The sequence below is a fragment of the Alkalihalobacillus bogoriensis ATCC BAA-922 genome, assembly GCF_000621445.1.
GTDB classification, from domain to species: Bacteria; Bacillota; Bacilli; order Bacillales; family Bacillaceae_F; genus Bacillus_AO; species Bacillus_AO bogoriense.
In genome coordinates this window covers 156,639-179,518 of record NZ_JHYI01000006.1, presented here as the reverse complement: position 1 = coordinate 179,518, position 22,880 = coordinate 156,639, and the positions used below count along the sequence as shown (strand labels likewise).

Below are 22,880 nucleotides of genomic sequence, written 5' to 3'. Positions count from 1 at the left end.
TTGTTATAATAGAAACAGTTTTTCTAAGTGGTCTGACCAGTAAAAGGTATTATAGGGAAGGGAGTTGTTTTAATATGGCAACAACTAGAGAAGAAGCATTACATATGCATAGGGTTAATCGTGGAAAGCTTGAATCAAAATCAAAAGTCCCTGTTCGTAATGCGAGAGATTTAAGTCTTGCTTATTCACCTGGAGTAGCAGAACCTTGTAAGGAAATTTTTGATAATGTAGAAAACGTATTTGAATACACGATGAAAGGCAACATGGTTGCTGTTGTATCGGATGGGACTGCTGTTCTAGGATTAGGAAACATAGGACCAGAGGCGGCTCTTCCCGTTATGGAAGGAAAAGCTGTGTTATTTAAATCATTTGCAGGGGTAGATGCGTTTCCAATTTGCTTACGGACTAATGATGTAGACAAAATTGTTGAAACTGTAAAATTGTTAGAACCAACATTTGGCGGAATTAATTTAGAAGATATTGCAGCTCCAAATTGTTTTGTCATTGAAGAAAGATTGAAAAAAGAAACAAATATTCCTATTTTCCATGATGACCAACATGGAACAGCCATTGTTACGTTAGCTGGCTTAATTAATGCATTAAAACTTTCAGGGAAATCATTATCTGAAATTAAAGTTGTTGCCAATGGGGCAGGTGCAGCTGGGATTGCCATTATTAAGTTGCTTGAACGAATGGGTGTAAGAGATATTATTATGTGTGATTCTAAAGGCGCGATTTATGATGGTAGAACATTTGGTATGAACAGTGTGAAAGATGAAGTCGCTAAATTTACAAATCGTGACCGCAAAGAAGGCAGTCTAGCTGATGTTATCAAAGGAACCGATGTCTTTATCGGGGTTTCAGTTGCTGGATCATTAACAAAAGAAATGGTCGAAAGCATGAATGAAGACCCTATTATATTTGCGATGGCAAATCCTGTTCCAGAGATTATGCCAGAGGATGCAAAAGAAGCAGGGGCCAAAGTCATTGGAACAGGGCGCTCTGATTTTCCAAACCAAGTAAATAATGTACTAGCATTCCCAGGAATTTTCCGTGGTGCATTAGATGTGAGAGCGACTCATATTAACGAAGAAATGAAAGTGGCTGCTGTTTATGCGATTGCAGATTTAATCTCTGAAGATGAGCTTACATCCGATTATGTCATACCCGCTCCATTTGACCCTCGTGTAGCTCCTGCTGTTGCAGCAGCTGTTGCAAAGACCGCAATGGAAACAGGCGTAGCACGTCGTCAAGTTGATCCTGAACAAGTAGCAGAAACAACGAGAAAATTAGCTGTTATAGAGTAGTCCATCTTTATGTTAGATGAGAAAAGGTGAACAAATGCCAGAGTCAAAAGTTTATCTTGAAATATTAAAACAAATTCAACAGATTATGAATGAAGATAAGTTAAAAGCAGGAGACAAACTCCCATCTGAACGAGAGCTAAGCGATCGCCTTCAGGTGGGGCGTTCTTCGGTAAGAGAAGCACTTCGTTCCTTAGAGCTCTTAGATTTAATTGAAACAAAAAGAGGAGAAGGAACGTTTATCAAGCAACGCAATAGCCATCGGTTAGTTGAAATTATATTATCTTTTATATTGCGAGATGAGGCCGCTCGTGCAGACTTATCTGAAACTAGAAAAATCGTTGAAATTGAAGCTTTACGTCTAGCTTGCCAACGTATAACAGAACAACAATTAGCAACATTACAACAATTAATCGAACATTCAAAAGAACAATGGAATGATGGAACAATACCAGTAGAAGATGACTATAAGTTTCACAAGACGATTGTAGAAGCTTGTCATAATCGCTTGTTATTAAACATATGGGTTCCACTAGTAGAATATAATAAAGTCGCTCTTCATGACTCGTTATTACGTGAAGGAAGACCTTCTGCATCAATAGAAGAACATACACAAATCTATGAAGCGTTAAGAGACAAAGATGAAGAAAAAGCGATTCATGCACTATCGCAGCACTTGAAAAACAGTGGATTTTAACGATACTCCCATGTATTCTAGTGCTTTACATTCATTGCAGCTAAAACAATGAATATGGTATGATTAGGTAAATTTTGATAGAAAGACGTCTATTATAAAAAGAGGTGTAATCGTGTTAAGAGACTTTTTTTCGAAAAAGAAAAAGTATGCTACGATACCATCAGAGCGTGCGAAACAAGAAGTTCCTGAAGGACTAATGACCAAATGCCCATCATGTCGCACGATAATGTATACAAAAGAATTAAAGAAAAATTGTTTAGTCTGTGATTCTTGTGGTTATCACCACAGAATGTCAGCATATGAAAGAATAGAAAGCTTACTTGATGAAGAAACATTTGTTGAAATAAATGGAAATTTAATTTCTGAGGATCCACTTCAATTTCCAACGTATCAGGATAAGCTTGAACAAGATAGAAAAAAAACAGGGTTAAATGAAGCTGTAGTGACTGGCGAAGGAAAAATGTCAGGTTTGCCACTTGTTATTGCAGTAATGGATTCAAGGTTTCGAATGGGAAGTATGGGTTCGGTTGTTGGCGAAAAAATTGCAAGAGCGATTGAACGTTCTATCGAAAAAGAAATTCCTTTTATTCTTTTTTCTGCTTCAGGTGGGGCAAGGATGCAAGAAGGTGTTTTGAGTTTAATGCAAATGGCCAAAACAAGTGCTGCTTTAAGTAAGCTTGATGAACAAGGGGGCTTATTTATTTCGGTCATGACACATCCAACAACAGGAGGAGTTTCAGCGAGTTTTGCCTCGTTAGGAGACTATAATTTTGCTGAACCTGGAGCGTTAATTGGATTTGCTGGAAGACGTATTATTGAACAAACGATTCGTCAAGAACTACCAGATGACTTTCAAACGGCAGAATTTTTGTTAAAACATGGACAACTTGACCGAGTCGTTCATCGTCATGATTTAAAAGAAACATTAACAACACTATTAGATATGCATAAAAAGTAGAGGAGGTGTAAAGGTGGCTACTGATTTATCGTTTGAAAAGCCGATAGTAGAATTAAAAGAAAAAATAAATGAATTAAAGTCTTTTACAAAAGAAAAAGACATTGATTTAAGTGATGAAATAGCAAAGCTTGAAACAAGACTTCAAAATTTAGAGCAAGATATATATGGGAAACTGACACCGTGGGAGCGAGTTCAAATTGCGCGTCATAGTGAGCGTCCTACTACATTAGAATATATTGATATATTATTTAGCGATTTTATCGAGATGCATGGTGACCGTTTATATGGTGATGATGAGGCGGTCGTTGGTGGTGTTGCCTATTATAAAGGGACTCCTGTAACTGTTATAGGACATCAAAGAGGACGAGACACAAAAGAAAATATCCGTCGTAATTTTGGTATGCCCCACCCTGAAGGATATAGAAAAGCTCTTCGCCTGATGAGACAGGCTGAAAAGTTTAATCGCCCAATTATTTGTTTTATTGATACGAAAGGCGCTTACCCGGGGATGTCTGCTGAAGAACGTGGACAAAGTGAAGCGATTGCTAAAAATTTACTCGTAATGGCAGGACTCAAAGTTCCAATTATTTGTATTATTATTGGAGAAGGTGCTAGTGGCGGTGCTCTAGCGATTGGTGTTGGAAACCATATTCATATGTTAGAAAATACATGGTTTTCTGTTATTTCCCCAGAAGGCGCTGCTGCCTTACTATGGAAAGATGCTGGTCAAGCTCAACGTGCAGCAGAAACAATGAAAATTACGGCTCCTGACTTGAAAGAAATGGGGATTATAGATGAAATTATTCCTGAAGTTCAAGGCGGTGCACATCGTAGTATTCAACAACAAGCAGAGGCTATTGATGCTGTTATTGAACAGTCGTTACAAAGCTTGAAAAAAATGTCACAAGAAGAGCTTGTTGAAGAGCGTTACATAAAATATAAACAAATTGGACAATTTTCGGTTGTAAACGATACCATTGGTATAAAATAAGGGAAAGTGCTTTCTTTTTGTAAAGAAAGCACTTTCTATTTTGGCGGAATGACTATTGTTTTCGTCTAATGAAAGTGGTATTTTGAAAATACAAGCACGAGATAAGGAGGAGCATTATGAAAAAAATTGGGGTATTAACAAGTGGTGGAGATGCGCCAGGGATGAATGCTGCCATTCGAGCAGTTGTGAGAAAAGCCATTTATCATGATGTGGAAGTATATGGAATTTACAATGGTTACGCTGGGTTAATTGCAGGTAATATTAAAAAACTTGAAATTGGTTCTGTTGGCGATATTATTCAACGTGGTGGAACAATCTTATACTCAGCTCGCTGTGAAGAGTTTAAAACGTTAGAAGGTCAGAAAAAAGGCATTGAACAGTTAAAGAAATTTGGCATTGAGGGTCTTGTTGTTATTGGTGGTGACGGGTCGTACCGTGGTGCGCAAAAATTAACGGAGCATGGCTATCCGACAATTGGTGTTCCAGGGACGATTGATAATGATATTCCGGGTACAGACTTTACAATTGGTTTTGATACGGCGTTAAATACAGTCATTGATGCCATTGATAAAATCCGTGATACGGCAACATCACATGAACGTACATATGTCATTGAAGTGATGGGGCGAGATGCAGGAGATCTAGCATTATGGTCAGGTCTTGCTGATGGAGCAGAAACGATTATCATTCCAGAAGCGGACCACGATATTCAACAAGTCATTGACCGTTTGCAACGAGGTCATAAACGTGGCAAAAAACATAGTATTATTGTTGTTGCTGAAGGTGTTGGGAGTGGGATTGAATTTGGAAAACAAATTCAAGAAGCAACAAACCTTGAGACAAGAGTAACTGTACTTGGACATATTCAACGAGGGGGTTCACCAACAGGAGCAGACCGTGTGCTAGCTAGTCGTTTAGGTGCAAAAGCTGTGGAGTTATTACTTGAAGGTAAAGCAGGTGTAACAGTAGGAATTCAAAAAAACGAACTAGTTTATCATGACATTACAGAAATTTTAAAGGTACCACATTCAATTGATTTAGAAATGTACAAGTTATCACAAGAGTTATCAATATAAAATCAAGAAAATCTTAGTGGAGCGATAAGGAGATGGAAGCAAGTTATGAGAAAGACAAAAATTGTTTGTACGATTGGTCCAGCAAGTGAAAAATTAGAAACATTAGTACAGTTAATAGAAGCAGGGATGAATGTAGCACGATTAAACTTTTCCCATGGTGATTTTGAGGAACATGGGGCTAGAATTAAAAACATTCGTGAAGCTTCAAAAAGAACGGGGAAGACGGTCGCGATTTTACTTGATACAAAAGGCCCTGAGATTCGTACGCAAACGTTAGAAGGTGGCGTTGCTGAGCTCGTTCAAGGTCAAGAATTAGTCGTTTCGATGACTGAAGTTGTTGGGAACAAAGATAAAATCTCAATTACATATCCTGGTTTAGTTCAAGATGTTAAGCCAGGTTCTAAAATCTTGTTAGATGATGGATTAATTGGTCTTGAAGTAACAGAAGTTGGCCAAACAGAAATTAAAACAAAAGTATTAAACAGCGGAACGCTTAAAAATAAAAAAGGGGTTAACGTTCCTAACGTAAGTGTAAACCTCCCAGGTATTACAGAGAAAGATGCTGCTGATATCCGATTCGGTATTGAGCAAGGCGTTGATTTTATTGCGGCATCATTTGTAAGACGTGCAACAGATGTTCTTGAAATTCGCGAACTTTTAGAGCGTCATAATGCAACAAACATTGATATTATTCCTAAAATCGAAAATCAAGAAGGTGTGGATAATATCGATGAAATTCTTGAAGTGTCTGATGGTTTAATGGTGGCGCGTGGTGACTTAGGAGTAGAAATTCCTGCTGAAGAAGTACCACTCGTTCAAAAAGATTTAATTAAAAAATGTAATGCTGCAGCAAAGCCAGTTATTACAGCAACGCAAATGCTTGACTCGATGCAGCGTAATCCTAGACCAACTCGCGCTGAAGCGAGTGATGTTGCTAATGCGATCTTTGATGGAACAGATGCAATTATGTTATCTGGTGAAACAGCGGCAGGAGACTATCCGGTAGAGTCTGTTCAAACAATGCATAATATTGCTAGTCGTACCGAAGAAGCATTAAATTATCAAGAATTGCTTTCAAAGCAAGTGAAAATGAGCAAACCTACGATTACAAGTGCAATTAGTCAATCTGTAGCACATACAGCATTTAATTTAGAAGCTTCTGCAATCCTTACGGCAACAGAAAGTGGATTTACAGCACGTGCAACAGCTAAATATCGTCCGAAAGCACCAATCATTGCTGTAACTAGTAATGAAGATGTTATGAGAAGATTATCGCTTGTTTGGGGTGTTTATCCACAATTAGGCCATGAGGCTGAAACGACGGATGAAATGTTAGATATCGCAGTGAGAGCATCATTAGCTTCAGGTAAAGTGAATCATGGAGATCTTGTTGTTATTACAGCGGGGGTACCTGTTGGTGAATCAGGAACAACGAACTTATTAAAAGTACATGTTATCGGTGAAGTTGTTGCAAAAGGGCAAGGTGTGGGTCTTAGAGCAGCTACAGGTAAAGTGGTAGTGGCGACAAACTACCAAGATGCTCTTAACAACATGGTAGAAGGAGCGATCCTTGTGACAAATGGCACGGATAAAGATATGATTCCAGCCTTTGAAAAAGCAGCTGCTGTCATTACAGAAGAAGGTGGTTTAACGTCTCATGCTGCAGTTGTTGGTCTGAACCTTGGAATTCCAGTCATTGTTGGTGTTGAAAATGCAACATCTTTATTTAAAGATGGCGAAGAGATCACTGTTGATAGCACACGTGGCGATATTTACAGAGGTCAAGCTCGTGTATTATAATAAATAACAGAATAAAAAAAAGAAGGGAGCTTCCCTTCTTTTTTTACTAAGGAGAATGTGTTATGTATCGAATACTAGTTCTCTTATTAATTATCATACCGGCTGCTGAAATTGCTGTGCTCATTCTTTCAGGCAACTATCTTGGGTTTTGGGTGACCGTAGGGTTAGTCATTTTGACAGGTGTTATTGGAGCATGGTTAGCAAAAAAAGAAGGTTTGCATACGTTACGTGTGGCTCAATTACAAATGCAAAACCGAGAAGTACCAAGTGGAATTATTTTAGATGGATTATGTATTTTAGTTGGTGGTGTTCTTTTATTAACACCAGGTTTTATAACAGATTTTATTGGGTTTTATTTGCTTATTCCTAAAACGCGTGGTACAGTCAAAGCGTTGATGGTCAAAGCATTTCAAAAACTCATTCAAAACGGAAGCTTTGTCATTATTTCAAGAAAATAAGACTAACGGACATACACTAAAAATGCTACAACGCTAGTGAACCAATGTTCGAGAATCATCCCCCTTTTTCGTTGAAAGGGGGATGATTTATTTTTTTCCAACAACAAAATCTCGAAGGTCATGAAAAACATGAGCATGGTACAGTGTTTTAAGCAAGATAAGTAATGCAGGACCAATCATTAAACCAAGTAAACCGAAAAGCTGGAAGCCAACAAATAAAGAAATAAGCGTAGCAAGTGGATCAAGTCCAATACTTGATGAAAGAACTTTCGGTTCCATAAGCTGGCGTTGGACGACAACAATTCCATAAAGAATCGACAATCCAATCGTTAATGATAAATCACCAGACACAAAAGAGTAAATAATCCATGGAATAAAAATGAGCCCTGTCCCTAAATAAGGGATTAAATCGACGATCGCAATAACGATTGCGACTGTAATAGGGTAATCTACTTTAATAAAAAGTAATCCGGTTAAAACGATCGCACAAGTCATTGAAATTAGTGTTAACTGAGCAAGTAAATAACCAAAAAAAGCTTGTTTTAATCCAAGTAATACTTTGGTTGTACTATTCACAACTTTTTGAGGGACAACTTTTTTAAAAAATTCGGTTAATCTAAGCCAGTCTTTACTAATGAAAAAAGTTGACATAATCGTAAAAATGAACACCGTAGCGAGGTTCGGTAAAGACAGTAATAAATCAGACAAACCATTAAAAAGCTTTTGTACTGCTACACTCATCGTTGTTCCGATTTGTGATGTGAAAGATTGAATATAGTTCATAATTGTTGATTGTTGTTCGTGGTCCAACGTATTAAACATACGAATTATTGATTCATAAAAAGGCAGAATCGTAGTAATAAAAAATGTTTCGAAGTATGTGATTAACGTTTTAATATGTAAAGGAACAACAGTAGCTAAATAATTTGAGCCTGAAATGATTTCAGTAATAAACAAAGTTAATAAACCTGAAACCGTACCGATAAGCAAAAATAAGGTGAGCAGAACAGCGATCGTTCGTTTCATTTTAAGGCGATATTGAAAAAATGAAACAATGGGATTCATAAAAAACGCGAGAATAAAGCCAAACAAAAAGGGGTAGGTTATCGTTGTAATATAAAAAAGGCTAATTACAACTATACTTATACTAAGAAGTACTATAGATAATCTTAACCCCATACCGAAAAACTTTTTATCCATACATACCTCCCAAACTTATAACGCTTGTACTACATATATATGAGGATCTTTGGAAAACATGAAAAGGAGTTGAGGACTAATGAAAAGATGAAGGATAGCGAGTTTAAAATAAATGTGGTAAAATGTTGGAGATAGACTATGTGGAAGGATGCACGTTAACTTTATGTCTCAGTCAACCTTGTTTATGTTACTCTTATTAGCTATTGGGATTATTGGTAGAAATAATTCATTAACTGTTGCGGTCATTGTGTTGCTTGTTATTCAATACAGTGGGTTAGGAACAATGTTATTCCCCTATATCCAGCAAAAAGGAATTAATTGGGGGGTTACTATGATTATGATCGCCGTGTTAATTCCAATTGTTACTGGTGAAATTGGGTTTAAACAGCTAACAGAGGCATTTCGGTCTACATATGCTTGGATTGCGATGATATCTGGAATCGCCGTTGCCTTAATTGCAGCTAATGGAATTGATTTATTAAAAACAGATCCTCACATCACCACAGCCCTTGTGATAGGGACGATTCTTGCTGTAGCTTTATTTCAAGGTGTAGCAGTAGGACCACTAATAGGAGCAGGCATTGCCTATTTTGCTATTAAGGTTGTTGAATTTTTCTCTTCAATCTAGCAACAAGCTTAATGGGAGTATAGCAAGTGCCACTAGTCAGAAAAGTCTGATTAGTTAAACATTTTAACGCCAACTTGTTCTCAGACATTAAACGTTCACAAAAGATTAAATTATGTTTATAATGAAGTTGATTGTAAACTTCCTTTCTACATAATAGTAGATTTAAGTATCTATTCCAGATGGAAATGTAAGCATTTACGTTTCCGAATTGATTATGCTTATGCTAAAACAGGATAAAGGAGAGGTTGAGATGAGTACTACTCGTGGATTAGAAGGTGTTGTTGCAACAACGTCGAGCGTTAGCTCAATTATTGACAGTGTATTAACATACCAAGGATATAACATTGACGATTTAGCGGACAATGCTAGTTTTGAAGAGGTTATTTACCTTCTTTGGAATGGTCGCTTACCAAACGCTGAAGAACTTGCAACGTTAACAAAGGAAATTGCTGAAAATGCAAGTCTACCAAAAGAAATCACAGATTATATGAAAAATTATCCAAATGGAAACGTTCATCCAATGGCAGCATTACGTACAGCAGTTTCAAGTTTAGCTTTATATGATGAAGATGCTGATACGATGGATGAAGAAGTAAACCGTAAAAAAGCAATTCGTTTACAAGCAAAAATTCCAACAATTGTAACAGCGTTTTCACGTATTCGTGAAGGAAAGGAACCTGTAGCTCCGAGAGAAGACTTAGGATTTGCTGCTAACTTCCTATATATGTTAACAGGTGAAGAACCTTCTGAAATTGCGGTTAATGCGTTTAATAAAGCACTAGTGTTACATGCTGACCACGAGTTAAATGCTTCTACATTTACAGCTCGAGTCTGTGTGGCGACCCTTTCAGATATGTATTCTGGACTTACAGCAGCGATTGGTGCTCTTAAAGGACCATTACATGGTGGAGCCAATGAAGCTGTAATGAAAATGCTTTCTGAAATTGGGGAAGTAGAAAATGTTGAACCATACATTCGCAAAGCTCTAGATAATAAAGAAAAGATTATGGGATTTGGTCACCGCGTGTACAAAGATGGCGACCCAAGAGCAAAGCATTTACGTGAAATGTCACAAAAATTAACGCAAATTACAGGTGAACCTAAATGGTATGAAATGTCTGTAAAAATTGAAGAAATCGTAACGGGCGAAAAAGGTTTACTTCCAAATGTTGATTTTTATTCAGCTAGCGTTTACCATAGTCTTGGGATCAAACATGATTTATTCACACCAATTTTTGCAGTGAGTCGTACGTCAGGTTGGTTAGCCCATATTTTAGAGCAATATAGCAATAACCGACTTATCCGTCCGCGTGCAGAATATGTTGGTCCTGAAAAGCAATCATATATTTCAATTGAAAATCGTTAATCCATATTACTTGGAGGACATTAACCTCCAAGTATATAGTTATGTCAATAGGATAATTGAGTTTTCCTATTGGAGATAGTGAATTGTTTAATAGTAGAGGGAGGAAATGCAAATGGGAAATGCAATTAAAGTTAACAACGGAGTACTAGATGTACCGAATAATCCAGTTATTCCTTATATTGAAGGAGATGGGATTGGACCAGATATTTGGGCTGCCGCTTCAAGAGTACTAGATGCAGCTGTTGAAAAAGCGTATAATGGCGAAAAGAAAATTGAGTGGAAAGAAATTTTAGCTGGGGAAAAGGCATTTAACCAAACTGGTAGTTGGTTACCAGAAGAAACATTAGATGCGGTTCGCGAATACATAATTGCGATTAAAGGACCACTTACAACGCCAATCGGTGGAGGAATTCGTTCACTTAATGTTGCGCTTCGTCAAGAATTAGATTTGTTTACGTGCTTACGTCCTGTTCGTTATTTCCAAGGTGTACCATCACCAGTAAAACGTCCAGAAGATACAGACATGGTGATTTTTCGTGAAAACACTGAAGATATTTATGCTGGGATTGAATATCAAAAAGGAAGCGATGAAGTGAAAAAACTTATCGATTTCCTTCAAAACGAAATGGGCGTAAAAAACATCCGTTTCCCTGAAACTTCTGGATTAGGAATCAAGCCGGTTTCTCAAGAAGGTACTGAGCGTTTAGTTCGTGCTGCCATCAATTATGCGATTACAGAAGGCCGTAAAAGTGTAACGCTTGTTCATAAAGGAAACATTATGAAATTTACTGAAGGAGCGTTCAAAAACTGGGGTTATGAGCTTGCTGAGCGCGAATTTGGTGAAAAAGTATTTACATGGGCTCAATATGATGCGATTGCAGAGCGTGACGGAAAAGATGCAGCAAACCAAGCACAAGCTGATGCTGAAGCTGCTGGTAAAATTATCGTTAAAGATGCGATTGCTGATATTTTCTTACAACAAATCTTAACACGTCCAGCTGAGTTTGATGTTGTTGCAACAATGAACTTAAACGGTGACTATATTTCTGATGCTCTTGCTGCCCAAGTGGGTGGAATTGGAATTGCTCCTGGAGCAAACATTAACTATGATACTGGCCATGCTATTTTTGAAGCAACACATGGTACAGCTCCAAAATATGCAGGATTGGATAAAGTAAACCCATCTTCTGTTTTATTATCTGGAGAATTAATGCTTCGTCATTTAGGATGGACAGAAGCAGCTGATTTAATTATGGCTTCTATGGAAAAAACAATTGCAAGTAAAGTTGTTACTTATGACTTTGCACGTCTAATGGATGGAGCAACAGAAGTAAAATGTTCTGAATTTGCAAATGAATTAATCAACAACCTATAATCCGATTTACATGAGAAAAATGAGGCTTGAACATACTAAAGTGTTTTACTGAGAAAGAAACAATGCATGACCTTTCATGCATTAGCTCTTTCTCGTTAAATAAAATACTGTTGTTCTAAGCCTCTTTTTCTTCTTTTCATGTACTTAGCTCATCAAAAAGACAAGGAGTGAGAAGAAATGGCAATAAGAAGAAGAAAAATATCAGTGATTGGTGGCGGTTTTACAGGAGCTACTACGGCCCTGATGGTTGCCCAAAAAGAACTTGGTGATGTTGTATTAGTCGATATCCCACAAATGGAAGGTCCAACAAAAGGGAAAGCGTTGGACATGCTAGAATCGACACCAGTTCAAGGCGTGGATTCACATATTATTGGGACAAGTCAATATGAAGATACAGCTAATTCTGATGTTGTCGTTATCACTGCTGGCATTGCGAGAAAACCAGGAATGAGTCGTGATGATTTAGTAAGTACAAATGCAAAAATTATGAAAGCAGTTACGAATGAAGTCGTCAAACATTCTCCACACTGTTACATTATTGTTCTCACGAATCCCGCTGATGCGATGACATATACTGTTTTTAAAGAATCAGGATTTTCGAAAAACAGAGTCATTGGACAATCTGGAGTTCTAGATACAGCTCGGTTTCGAACATTTGTCGCACAAGAGTTAAATTTGTCAGTAGAGGATATTACGGGATTTGTATTAGGTGGTCATGGTGATGATATGGTACCTTTAATTCGCTATTCTTTTGCGGGTGGAGTTCCTTTAGAAAAATTAATACCACAAGATCGGATAGATGCGATTGTAGAACGGACTCGTAAAGGCGGTGGAGAAATCGTTGGGCTACTAGGAAACGGAAGTGCCTATTACGCTCCTGCGGCTGCATTAACGCAAATGGTTGAAGCGATTTTAAAAGATAAAAAACGAGTCATCCCAACGATTGCATACCTTGAGGGAGAATATGGATACGATGACATCTATCTTGGTGTCCCTACAATACTAGGTGGAGATGGCATTGAAAAAGTCGTTGAGTTGGATTTAACAGAAGAGGAGAAGGCGGCCCTCGATAAATCTGTCGAGTCTGTAAGAAATGTGATGACTGCCTTACCAAAAGAATAAACGAAGAAAAAGTAAGATGGGGATTCTCATCTTGCTTTTTTTAATATTCTTTAGATTCGAGATGAGCGATCCTATAAGAGAAATTGTAATTTGTGCAGGATATATTGTAAAATTTACATTACCTTTACATTACTTTGCTATAATCTAAATTAATATTATAAATTCCTTTACGTATGGAGGACAAACATGTCACAGAGAATTTTAGTCGTTGATGATGAAGAATCAATCGTTACTTTATTACAGTTTAATTTAGAACAAGCAGGGTTTCATGTAGTAACTGCAATGGATGGAAATACGGCTCTTCAGCTAGCAAAAAATCAGCAATTTGATTTAGTTGTACTCGATTTAATGATTCCAGAAATCGATGGGTTAGATGTATGTAAGCAAATGCGCTTAAATAAAATTATGACCCCTATTCTTATGCTTACAGCAAAAGATGATGAGTTTGACAAAGTGTTAGGGTTGGAACTTGGAGCAGATGATTATATGACAAAACCATTCAGTCCAAGAGAAGTAGTAGCTAGAGTAAGAGCAATTTTGCGTCGTGTCGGTCAAGTGCAAACAATTCAAGAAGGAAATCAGTCTGACGATACGATTATTCAAATCGGAGAAGTGGAAATTTTCCCTGACAATTATGAGGTGCTTTATAATAAAATTCCAATGGACCTTACACCAAAAGAATTTGAATTATTATTATATTTAGCTAACCATAAAGGAAGAGTCTTAACGAGAGACCAATTGTTAAATGCAGTCTGGAATTATGAATTTGTGGGCGATACGAGAATTGTAGATGTTCATATTAGCCATTTGCGTGAGAAGATTGAACCAAATACAAAAAAACCTATTTATATTAAAACTATTCGTGGGTTAGGGTATAAACTTGAGGAGCCCCAATTAAATGGCCAAGTTTAAGTTTCGCTCCCGGTTAACGATTTATATTTTGTCAGTCACTCTTTTAGTGTTAATCGGGTTAGGTTTTGTAATTGGACAATTATTTAATAGTTTTTATTTTGATCATTTAACAGACCGAATGGAAAAAGAGACAGAAATGCTTGCCTATACTGTAGCGAATCTGGAGTTTGAGCGAGGTGAAGACATTCAGCAATTAGCATTTGATGTAAGTGAAAAGTTAGAAGCACGAGTCACATTAATAAAAACAGACGGTACCGTTATTGCCGAATCACATGCTAATCCAATAACAATGGACAATCATTTGTTGCGACCAGAAATTCAAGAAGCTCTCCAAGATGGAGGGGGACATGAAATTCGGTATAGTGACACGGTGGAAGCTGATTTATTGTATTATGCGATGCCGTTGTATGTAGATACAGAATTAATTGGATTTGTTCGACTAGGTGTTCCGATTAAAGCGCTAAGTGATGTTACAAAAAACTTATGGTCTGTTTTAGTTGTGAGTATATCCATGGCATTTTTGGTTATCGTTTCTGTTACTTATCGGATTACAAACCAAATGATTGGACCTATTGAAGAAGCAACAAGGGTGGCTAATGCCTTAACTGATGGTGATTTTAAAGCAAGAACCGTAGAAGGTAGGGAAGATGAAGTCGGTCAATTAAGTCGATCGATTAACGTGTTAGCGTATAATTTAGACCAAGTAACGAGACGACATCAAATACAGCAAGAACGAATGGAAACATTAATTGAAAACATGGGGAGTGGCCTAATCTTTATAAGCACCCGTGGTGACATTACGTTAATTAATAAATCATGTCGTGACATTTTTCAAGAAAATACGGATCAATGGTTAAACCGTATGTACCATGAAGTGATCGTTCATAAAGAAATTATTAAAATTGTTCAAGATATTTTCATAACAGAAAAACGGCAGCGAAAACAAGTGAAATTAGCCTTTTATTTAGAAGTTCGCCACTTTGATGTATACGGGGCACCGATTATGAGTGAAGAAGGAAAACTAAAAGGGATCGCTCTCGTTTTTCATGACATTACAGAGTTAAAGAAATTAGAGCAAGTAAGAAAAGACTTTGTCGCAAATGTATCTCATGAGTTAAAAACACCGGTCACTTCGATTAAGGGATTTTCTGAAACATTGTTAGACGGTGCAATGGAAGAAAAAGAGTTGCGAGAAAAGTTTTTAACAATTATTTGGAAAGAAAGCGAACGCCTTCAAAGTTTGATTCATGATTTATTAGAGTTATCTAGAATTGAGCAACAATATTTCAAATTAAACTGGCAAAAGGTGAATGTCGCTGAAATTATTGAAGATGTTGTATTGCTGTTAAAAGGAAAAGCGGAAGAAAAGGAAATTATGCTTGAATACCGAGTTGACGGTGATTTATGTATTGATGGAGATCCAACGCGCATACGACAAATCATTATTAACTTAATTACGAATGGATTAACGTACACTCCAGCGGGAGGTTTTTTATATGTAGAAGCTGTTCCATATGGACAAGAATGTATTGAAATCAAAATTAAAGACTCAGGTATTGGGATAAGTGAGAAGGAATTACCTCGTATATTTGAACGGTTTTACCGTGTCGATAAAGCGAGAAGCCGGAATTCAGGCGGTACTGGATTAGGCTTAGCGATTGTAAAACATCTTGTTGAAGCACATCATGGAAAGATCCATGTGGAAAGTACGGTTGGAAAAGGGACGACATTTTTCATTCGGTTAAATAAACATTCTACGGAAATGGAGTAAAAACTCTTTACAAATAATTAATACTAGCTTTATCTCTCCTTTACTCTAAGCGATTATAATGACAAAGAACGGTTTCATCAATGCCAGTAAACACCCTGTTTATTCTCATCCCTACAGAGTGTTTACGAAAGTTGTTTTACATCCCCTTGTTGGACGAAAGCACCCCCTTTAGCTTTCGTCCTTTTTTTTATGAAAAATATGATTTATATTCGATAGAAATAGAATGAATTGGAAGTAGACAATTCTATAATCTTTTACACTAGTATATTATAATAATAGTGAAACCTTTTCATACTCTTTTCGTATGAAAGAGTAGATGACAAAGAAGAATTAAGGGGGAAGATATGGTTACAATTAAACAATTAATCATCGGGTTTGTATCGTTAGTTGTTATTGCGATATTGGCCTTGTTTTTAGTAACAGGTTGGTACATAGTCGATGAAACAGAGCAAGCAGCACTGATTACATTTGGTAAAGTAGAAGATACGGTGACAGAACCAGGATTACACTTTAAAATGCCGTGGCCAATTCAAAAAGTTGAGGTTTTACCAAGACAAACATTTGCTTTGCGTGTAGGTTATCGTGAAGGTGATGACGGTAATCTGGAATATACGGATGAAGCAAAGATGATTACTGGCGATGAAAATATACTATTGGCAGATTTAATTGTTCAATGGAGAATTACAAACCCAGAACAATACTTATTTAATGCTGATAAGCCTGAGGAAATTTTGTATAATGCGACATCAGCCTCTTTGCGTGGTGTGATTGGAAGCTCTCAAATTGATAATGTGTTAACAGACCAACGACCTGAAATAGAGGCAAGTGTAAGAGATTATTTAGTTGAACTGATGGAACATTATGAGATTGGGATTTCTGTTATGGATGTAAAACTGCAAGATGTTGAACTACCGAATGAAGAAGTAAGGCGAGCATTTACAGAAGTAACAGATGCACGTGAAGAACGATTAACAAAAGTCAATGAAGCGGAAAAATACCGAAATCAATTAATTAATGAAGCAGAAGGGGAAAAAGATGCCCTCATTTCTCGCGCGGAAGGAACAAAGTCAGAGCGAATTGAAAGAGCAAGAGGGGATGTAGCTAGATTTAATGCTCTTTACAATGAGTATAGAAACAATCCTGATGTGACAAGAAGTCGCCTTATTTTAGAAACATTAGAAACGGTGTTACCGGGAACAGAGATTTATATCTTGGATAGCAATAATGATACGGTGAATTATTTACCTATTCGACCTCTTGAGCGACAAACGCAGCCGGTACAGGAAGGAGGAACTTCGAATGAGTGATAATATTGTAGATATTAATGAACGTCGACCAGGTGACGAGTGGAAAAAGTATTCGAAAATAGGAATTACTATCGCGATTATTATTGTTATTATCGCGACAATTGTAAGCAATCTTTTTATTGTTCAACAAGGAGAATATAAGATTGTTCGACAGTTTGGTGAAGTGGTAAGAGTGGAAACAGAGCCAGGCTTAAGTTATAAAATTCCGTTTATTCAAACGGTTACGACATTACCAAAGTATCAAATGATTTATGACGTCACTCCTGCTGAAATTAATACAAAAGATAAAAAGAGAATGCTAGTCGATAATTATGCCGTTTGGAAAGTCGATAATCCACAATTAATGATCTCGAATGCACGTTCAGTTGAAAATGCGGAGTCGATAATGGCTAATTTTATTTTCTCTGTTATTCGTGCAGAGTTAGGACAATTAAATTACGATGAAATTATTAATGATGAGAGTTCAACGCGTGGGAGCTTTAATGAACGTGTGCGTGATAGTGTTAATGATTTGCTTGAACGGGATCAATACGGGATTTCGGTTACAGATATTCGAATGAAACGAACGGATTTACCTGAGGAAAACGAACAAGCGGTGTATCGACGAATGATTTCTGAACGGAATTCAACAGCACAAGAATATTTATCACAAGGGGATGCTGATGCCAATCGGATTCGTGCAAATACAGATAAAGAAGTTCAAGAGATGATTGCAAAAGCGACAGCAGATGCAGCTGAAATCGAAGCAGAAGGTGAAGCTGAAGCTGCTAAGCTATATAATGAAGCATTTAGCCAAGATGTTGAATTTTATAATTTATATCGAACATTACAGTCTTATGAAACAACAATCGATGATGAAACTGTCATTGTTTTACCAGCGAATTCTCCATATGCACGGCTGTTAATGGGTGGACTCGAGTAAGAATGAGAAAAATCGAATCGAAGGTATTAAAAGTAGGATGACTCAATGAGAAAATTGAGTCGTCCTCTTTTTTTTCATTCGCTCCTTGATATGATAAAATGAAGCTACTCGAGAATGAAGAAGAAAGCGGGGGGTTTATGTTGAATAAACTCATATTAGTAGATGGAAATAGTATTGCTTACCGAGCATTTTTTGCGTTGCCTTTGTTAAACAATGAGAAAGGTGTGTATACAAATGCTGTGTATGGCTTTACAACAATGTTGTTAAAAATCATTGAAGAAGAAAAGCCGACACATATGCTGGTTGCATTTGATGCAGGGAAAACAACGTTTCGTCATAATACATATGGAGAATATAAAAGCGGTCGTCAAAAAACACCCCACGAGCTGTCAGAGCAATTCCCGTATATTCGTAAAGTATTAGATGCATTTAACATTTCTCGTTTTGAATTGGAAAACTATGAAGCAGACGATATTATTGGCACGATTTCAAAACGAGCGGAGCAGGAAAATTGGGATGTAAAAGTATTTTCAGGAGATAAAGATTTACTACAACTTGTTTCAAAACATGTCACAGTTTCTTTAACGCGTAAAGGAATAACAAATGTAGAAACATACGATGAAAAAGTGCTCTATGAGAAATACGGAATATCACCTGAACAAATCATTGATATGAAAGGATTGATGGGGGATAGTTCAGATAATATCCCAGGAGTACCAGGGATTGGGGAAAAGACAGCATTAAAATTATTGAAAGAATATCATACTGTTGAAGAAGTATTACAATCAATTGATAAAATATCAGGCAAAAAAATGAAAGAACGATTAGAGGAAAATCAAGAACAAGCATTGATGAGTAAAGAATTAGCAACAATTTTCCGAGATGTTCCCGTCAATATTGAGTTTTCCGAGATGACGTTTGAAAATCCAGACAAACAAGAGATTATTACGCTTTTTAAAGAATTGGAGTTTAACTCTTTATTAGAACGTGTTGGTGGAGAAGAACAACAATCTACGATGACGAAAGAAGAAGTCGAGTATGACGTTATTTCTGAAATAACAGACCAACTAAGCAGCCCAGCAGCAGTAGTCATTGAAGTATTAGAGGAAAACTACCATCAAGCTGACATTGTTGGAGTAGCGATAGCAAACGAAAAGGGTAAGTTTTATTTAACGGAAAAAGCACTTCAATCAGAAGCATTTTATGCGTGGGCAAAAAGTGATAATAAGAAATGGGTATTTGACGCTAAGAAAGCAACCGTTGCCTTAGGCTGGCAAGGCATTGAATTAAACGGCATTGATTTTGACTTTTTAATTGCTTCCTATATATTAGACCCTTCTGTTTCTTCTCATGAACTAGCGGATATTAGTAAGCGACAAGGCAACCAGCTTGTTGATTATGATGAAGCTGTGTATGGGAAAGGAGCAAAACGAAAAGTACCTGAAAAAGATACACTTGAAAAACATTTAATACGAAAAGCGCAAACGATGTATGAGTTAAAAGAAACATTAGAAAAAGAATTACAGGAAAATGAGCAATATGAATTGTGCAAAGAGCTTGAAATGCCGCTTTCTGTCATTCTTGGGAAGATGGAAGCAACAGGAGTGAAAGTCGACACAGCTGTCCTCGATAAAATGGGTGAGGAATTAGCTGAAAAGTTAGCAAAGCTTGAACATTCGATTCATGAGTTAGCTGGTCAGTCATTTAATATTAATTCACCAAAACAGTTAGGTGAAATTTTATTTGAAAAACTAGGACTCCCTGCTTTAAAAAAAACAAAAACAGGTTATTCTACTTCAGCTGATGTTCTTGAAAAGCTAAAAGATAAACATGAAATAGTGGAACAAATTCTTCATTATCGTCAACTTGGAAAGCTTCAATCGACTTATATCGAAGGTTTAACAAAAGTCATTCATAAAGATACGAACAAAATTCATACGATTTTTAACCAAGCACTTACTCAAACAGGACGATTAAGCTCAACAGAGCCTAATTTACAAAACATTCCGATTCGTCTTGAAGAAGGGCGGAAAATAAGAAAAGCGTTTGTACCTTCCGAAAATGATTGGCTCATATTAGCAGCCGACTATTCTCAAATTGAATTAAGAGTTCTGGCCCATATTGCAAAAGATGATAAATTAATTTCCGCTTTTAATGAAAATATGGATATTCATACGAAAACGGCTATGGATGTGTTTCATGTTAAGGAAGATGATGTGACTTCTGACATGAGACGTGGAGCAAAAGCAGTAAATTTTGGTATTGTATATGGAATAAGCGATTATGGATTATCGCAAAATTTAAACATAACGAGAAAAGAAGCAGCTGAATTTATAAACCGATATTTTGAAACATATCCGAAAGTAAAAGAATATATGGATAATATTGTAGAACATGCAAGAGAAAAAGGGTTTGTCACAACATTGCTTCATCGTCGTCGGTATGTACCAGATATTACGAGTCGCAATTTTAATTTACGAAGTTTTGCCGAGCGTACAGCGATGAATACACCGATTCAAGGAACAGCGGCTGACATTATTAAAAAAGCGATGGTCGACATGGCAACAAGGCTTGAAAAGGAAAAGCTTCAAAGTCGATTATTGTTACAAGTACACGATGAATTAATTTTTGAAGTGCCAAAAGATGAACTAGAAATGATGAAAAAAATCGTTCCTGAAGTCATGGAACAAGCATTACCGTTAGAAGTTCCTTTGAAAGTAGAACTTGAGTATGGAAATACTTGGTATGATGCAAAATAAGGAGAATTCCAATGCCAGAATTACCTGAAGTAGAAACAGTAAAACGAACGTTACAACAATTAGTCATAGGCAAGACAATTGATTCCGTGGACATTCGTTGGCCTAAAATAATAAAAAAACCAGATGATATAAAACAGTTTGAATTTTTATTACAAGGACAAACGATTGAAAAAATTGATCGGCGAGGGAAATTTTTAAAGTTTGTTTTCACCGACTATGTTCTTGTTTCACATTTAAGAATGGAAGGTAGATATGGTTTATTTCAGAAAACAGACGATATAAACAAACATGTTCATGTTATTTTTACCTTTACAGACAAAACTGAATTGCGTTACCAAGACGTTCGTAAATTTGGAACGATGCATTTATTTGTGAAAGGTGAAGAAGAAAAAGTGATGCCTCTTTCTCAACTAGGGGTAGAACCGTTTTCCTCTGAATTCACACCGGAATTATTGCTATCTTCCTTTAAACATACGAATCGAAAAGTGAAAGTAGTACTATTGGATCAAAAAACAGTCGTCGGTTTAGGAAATATTTACGTAGACGAAGCTTTATTTCGAGCAAATATATATCCAGAAACACTTGCAAAGGATATTACGAAGAAGCAAGCCGAAAAGCTACATCAAGAAATTATTCATACGTTACAAGAAGCTGTTGACCAAGGAGGAAGCTCGATTAAGTCTTATGTAAATGGTCAAGGAGATATGGGGTTTTTCCAACAATATTTGCTTGTTTATGGAAGGGAAAATGAACCTTGCCGTGTTTGTGGAACGTCAATTACAAAAATCGTTGTTGGAGGAAGAGGAACGCATTATTGCCATCGTTGCCAAAAATGAAGTACATTGGATTAGCTCTGGCCATATACTATCTTATCAGTTTTTAGTTAGGTGGAAGGAGCTTTTACAATGGTCGAACTTCTCTCTTTACTTGTATTAGCTTTAGCAGTGAGTTTAGATAGTTTTGGTGTAGGTTTAACATACGGTCTACGAAAAATGCGACTCCCAATTAAATCACTTTTATTAATCGCGATTTGTTCAGCGGTCTCTATCTTAATTGCGATGGGGTTTGGTACTTTCATACAAACGTACATGTCCCCGAGTATTGCTGAAATGATTGGCGGGCTCATCTTAATTCTAATTGGGACGTGGGCTGTTTACCAAGGACTAAAAAAACCTGCTAATGAACAAGAACCTGAACCTGTTGAAGTACAAGAGAACCAAGAAACAAAAGTGATAGTTGCTTTTGAAATTAAAATGCTTGGATTAGTCATACGAATTCTACGAAAACCTATGGAAGCTGATTTTGATAAATCAGGGACAATTACGGGAAGAGAAGCATTTTTATTAGGGATAGCATTATCTCTAGATGCATTTGGTGCCGGAATTGGTGCAGCGTTAATTGGCTATTCACCTATCGTGATGGCGATTAGTGTAGCGTGCATGAGCGCTTTATTCGTCACATTTGGAATGAAAAGTGGCTATCGCTTCGCAGATTCATACTGGGTTCAAAAGTTTTCTTATGTCCCAGGACTATTGCTCATTTTACTTGGTGTATGGAATATCTTTTCATAAAGGAGAAAAAGATGATAATCGGATTAACCGGTGGAATTGCTAGTGGTAAATCAACAGTAACCGCAATATTGAAACAATATAACATTCCTGTTATCGATGCGGATATGATTGCAAGAGAAGTTGTCATACCAGGTCAAGAAGCATATCAGCAAATTGTCGAGCACTTTGGTGAAGAGGTTCTTCTTGCCGATAACACGATTAACCGAAAACGTTTAGGTGAGATTATTTTTAATGATGAAAAAGAAAGAGCTGTATTAAATTCCATCGTTCATCCTGCTGTTCGAAAAACAATGGCGGACCGGAAAACGAAATTACTTAATGAAGGGGTAGAGCATATTGCTTATGATATTCCCCTTCTGTTTGAAAGTAAATTAACACATATGGTTGATAAAGTCATTCTTGTGTATGTGGACGAAGATATACAACTTACACGACTTGTTGCCCGAGACCAATGTTCAGAAAAAGAAGCAGTAAGTAGAATTCAATCACAAATGCCCTTAAAAGAAAAGGTGGCATTAGCTGATGAAGTGATTAATAACAATGGTGAAATCGTGCAAACCGAGCAACAGCTTTTGCAAATTTTAAAAAAATGGAACATCAAATAGGAATCGGATCGCTTTTCGGTTCAAAATAGTTTGTTAGCGATAAAAAAACTTGGATACG

20 protein-coding genes are annotated in these 22,880 nt (G+C 36.8%); 19 read left to right on the top strand and 1 reads right to left on the bottom strand.

Features of this window, described 5'->3' with window-relative positions:
* Nucleotides 1-74 precede the first annotated feature (74 nt).
* From ystJ to T323_RS0100860, 7 genes are all read left to right on the top strand, one after another.
* A complete protein-coding gene (ystJ, locus tag T323_RS0100890; RefSeq protein WP_026671604.1) occupies nucleotides 75-1,307 on the top strand; it encodes an NADP-dependent malic enzyme in 1,233 nt (410 codons plus the stop codon).
* A gap of 34 nt (nucleotides 1,308-1,341) precedes the next feature.
* Nucleotides 1,342-2,001: a FadR/GntR family transcriptional regulator gene (locus tag T323_RS0100885; protein WP_026671603.1), complete on the top strand. Its 660-nt coding sequence runs from the start codon at nucleotides 1,342-1,344 to the stop codon at nucleotides 1,999-2,001.
* Between the two features lie 112 nt (nucleotides 2,002-2,113).
* A complete protein-coding gene (gene accD / locus T323_RS0100880; RefSeq protein WP_026671602.1) occupies nucleotides 2,114-2,959 on the top strand; it encodes an acetyl-CoA carboxylase, carboxyltransferase subunit beta in 846 nt (281 codons plus the stop codon).
* 13 nt (nucleotides 2,960-2,972) lie between these two features.
* Entirely contained in the window at nucleotides 2,973-3,950 is a 978-nt protein-coding gene (gene accA, locus T323_RS0100875) for an acetyl-CoA carboxylase carboxyl transferase subunit alpha (RefSeq protein WP_026671601.1), read from the top strand.
* A gap of 116 nt (nucleotides 3,951-4,066) precedes the next feature.
* A complete protein-coding gene (gene pfkA, locus T323_RS0100870; protein WP_026671600.1) occupies nucleotides 4,067-5,026 on the top strand; it encodes a 6-phosphofructokinase in 960 nt (319 codons plus the stop codon).
* 45 nt (nucleotides 5,027-5,071) lie between these two features.
* Complete coding sequence (pyk, locus tag T323_RS0100865; protein WP_026671599.1) at nucleotides 5,072-6,826, top strand: pyruvate kinase; 1,755 nt, start codon at nucleotides 5,072-5,074, stop codon at nucleotides 6,824-6,826.
* A gap of 62 nt (nucleotides 6,827-6,888) precedes the next feature.
* Nucleotides 6,889-7,284: an FxsA family protein gene (locus tag T323_RS0100860; protein ID WP_026671598.1), complete on the top strand. Its 396-nt coding sequence runs from the start codon at nucleotides 6,889-6,891 to the stop codon at nucleotides 7,282-7,284.
* A gap of 87 nt (nucleotides 7,285-7,371) precedes the next feature.
* On the opposite strand, the gene ytvI is transcribed toward T323_RS0100860, so the two are convergent.
* Complete coding sequence (gene ytvI, locus T323_RS0100855) at nucleotides 7,372-8,484, bottom strand: sporulation integral membrane protein YtvI (RefSeq protein ID WP_026671597.1); 1,113 nt, start codon at nucleotides 8,482-8,484, stop codon at nucleotides 7,372-7,374.
* Between the two features lie 163 nt (nucleotides 8,485-8,647).
* On the opposite strand from ytvI, the gene T323_RS0100850 reads away from it, so the two are divergent.
* The 12 genes from T323_RS0100850 (at nucleotide 8,648) to coaE (ending at nucleotide 22,822) form a co-directional block, all read left to right on the top strand.
* Nucleotides 8,648-9,112 (top strand): DUF441 domain-containing protein, encoded by a 465-nt coding sequence (locus T323_RS0100850; RefSeq protein ID WP_026671596.1) that lies wholly within the window; start codon nucleotides 8,648-8,650, stop codon nucleotides 9,110-9,112.
* Between the two features lie 250 nt (nucleotides 9,113-9,362).
* Nucleotides 9,363-10,478: a citrate synthase gene (gene citZ / locus T323_RS0100845; RefSeq protein WP_026671595.1), complete on the top strand. Its 1,116-nt coding sequence runs from the start codon at nucleotides 9,363-9,365 to the stop codon at nucleotides 10,476-10,478.
* Nucleotides 10,479-10,584: 106 nt separating this feature from the next.
* Entirely contained in the window at nucleotides 10,585-11,853 is a 1,269-nt protein-coding gene (gene icd, locus T323_RS0100840) for an NADP-dependent isocitrate dehydrogenase (protein WP_026671594.1), read from the top strand.
* A 177-nt stretch (nucleotides 11,854-12,030) separates the two neighbouring features.
* Entirely contained in the window at nucleotides 12,031-12,975 is a 945-nt protein-coding gene (gene mdh / locus T323_RS0100835; protein WP_026671593.1) for a malate dehydrogenase, read from the top strand.
* Nucleotides 12,976-13,161: 186 nt separating this feature from the next.
* Nucleotides 13,162-13,887, top strand: a complete 726-nt coding sequence (locus T323_RS0100830) for a response regulator transcription factor (RefSeq protein WP_026671592.1) — start codon at nucleotides 13,162-13,164, stop codon at nucleotides 13,885-13,887.
* Complete coding sequence (pnpS, locus tag T323_RS0100825; RefSeq protein WP_026671591.1) at nucleotides 13,874-15,658, top strand: two-component system histidine kinase PnpS; 1,785 nt, start codon at nucleotides 13,874-13,876, stop codon at nucleotides 15,656-15,658. The genes T323_RS0100830 and pnpS overlap by 14 nt, the downstream gene beginning before the upstream one ends.
* Before the next feature lie 344 nt (nucleotides 15,659-16,002).
* Nucleotides 16,003-16,965: an FtsH protease activity modulator HflK gene (gene hflK, locus T323_RS0100820; protein ID WP_026671590.1), complete on the top strand. Its 963-nt coding sequence runs from the start codon at nucleotides 16,003-16,005 to the stop codon at nucleotides 16,963-16,965.
* Nucleotides 16,958-17,887 (top strand): protease modulator HflC, encoded by a 930-nt coding sequence (hflC, locus tag T323_RS0100815; protein WP_026671589.1) that lies wholly within the window; start codon nucleotides 16,958-16,960, stop codon nucleotides 17,885-17,887. The genes hflK and hflC overlap by 8 nt, the downstream gene beginning before the upstream one ends.
* Nucleotides 17,888-18,024: 137 nt before the next feature.
* Nucleotides 18,025-20,646 (top strand): DNA polymerase I, encoded by a 2,622-nt coding sequence (gene polA, locus T323_RS0100810; RefSeq protein ID WP_035177172.1) that lies wholly within the window; start codon nucleotides 18,025-18,027, stop codon nucleotides 20,644-20,646.
* A gap of 11 nt (nucleotides 20,647-20,657) precedes the next feature.
* Nucleotides 20,658-21,482, top strand: a complete 825-nt coding sequence (gene mutM, locus T323_RS0100805; RefSeq protein ID WP_026671587.1) for a DNA-formamidopyrimidine glycosylase — start codon at nucleotides 20,658-20,660, stop codon at nucleotides 21,480-21,482.
* Between the two features lie 69 nt (nucleotides 21,483-21,551).
* Nucleotides 21,552-22,217 (top strand): sporulation membrane protein YtaF, encoded by a 666-nt coding sequence (ytaF, locus tag T323_RS0100800; protein ID WP_026671586.1) that lies wholly within the window; start codon nucleotides 21,552-21,554, stop codon nucleotides 22,215-22,217.
* Between the two features lie 11 nt (nucleotides 22,218-22,228).
* Nucleotides 22,229-22,822, top strand: a complete 594-nt coding sequence (coaE, locus tag T323_RS0100795) for a dephospho-CoA kinase (protein ID WP_026671585.1) — start codon at nucleotides 22,229-22,231, stop codon at nucleotides 22,820-22,822.
* Nucleotides 22,823-22,880 lie beyond the last annotated feature (58 nt).

Excerpts from the sequence above, each read along its gene's own strand:
- hflK (WP_026671590.1), top strand. The coding sequence starts at position 16,003 with ATGGTTACAATTAAACAATTAATCATCGGGTTTGTATCGTTAGTTGTT.
- ytvI (WP_026671597.1), bottom strand. The coding sequence starts at position 8,484 with ATGGATAAAAAGTTTTTCGGTATGGGGTTAAGATTATCTATAGTACTT.
- T323_RS0100860 (WP_026671598.1), top strand. The coding sequence starts at position 6,889 with ATGTATCGAATACTAGTTCTCTTATTAATTATCATACCGGCTGCTGAA.
- ystJ (WP_026671604.1), top strand. The coding sequence starts at position 75 with ATGGCAACAACTAGAGAAGAAGCATTACATATGCATAGGGTTAATCGT.
- polA (WP_035177172.1), top strand. The coding sequence starts at position 18,025 with ATGTTGAATAAACTCATATTAGTAGATGGAAATAGTATTGCTTACCGA.
- mutM (WP_026671587.1), top strand. The coding sequence starts at position 20,658 with ATGCCAGAATTACCTGAAGTAGAAACAGTAAAACGAACGTTACAACAA.
- coaE (WP_026671585.1), top strand. The coding sequence starts at position 22,229 with ATGATAATCGGATTAACCGGTGGAATTGCTAGTGGTAAATCAACAGTA.
- mdh (WP_026671593.1), top strand. The coding sequence starts at position 12,031 with ATGGCAATAAGAAGAAGAAAAATATCAGTGATTGGTGGCGGTTTTACA.
- icd (WP_026671594.1), top strand. The coding sequence starts at position 10,585 with ATGCAAATGGGAAATGCAATTAAAGTTAACAACGGAGTACTAGATGTA.
- citZ (WP_026671595.1), top strand. The coding sequence starts at position 9,363 with ATGAGTACTACTCGTGGATTAGAAGGTGTTGTTGCAACAACGTCGAGC.
- ytaF (WP_026671586.1), top strand. The coding sequence starts at position 21,552 with ATGGTCGAACTTCTCTCTTTACTTGTATTAGCTTTAGCAGTGAGTTTA.
- pnpS (WP_026671591.1), top strand. The coding sequence starts at position 13,874 with ATGGCCAAGTTTAAGTTTCGCTCCCGGTTAACGATTTATATTTTGTCA.
- pyk (WP_026671599.1), top strand. The coding sequence starts at position 5,072 with ATGAGAAAGACAAAAATTGTTTGTACGATTGGTCCAGCAAGTGAAAAA.
- hflC (WP_026671589.1), top strand. The coding sequence starts at position 16,958 with ATGAGTGATAATATTGTAGATATTAATGAACGTCGACCAGGTGACGAG.
- T323_RS0100830 (WP_026671592.1), top strand. The coding sequence starts at position 13,162 with ATGTCACAGAGAATTTTAGTCGTTGATGATGAAGAATCAATCGTTACT.
- T323_RS0100850 (WP_026671596.1), top strand. The coding sequence starts at position 8,648 with ATGTCTCAGTCAACCTTGTTTATGTTACTCTTATTAGCTATTGGGATT.
- pfkA (WP_026671600.1), top strand. The coding sequence starts at position 4,067 with ATGAAAAAAATTGGGGTATTAACAAGTGGTGGAGATGCGCCAGGGATG.
- T323_RS0100885 (WP_026671603.1), top strand. The coding sequence starts at position 1,342 with ATGCCAGAGTCAAAAGTTTATCTTGAAATATTAAAACAAATTCAACAG.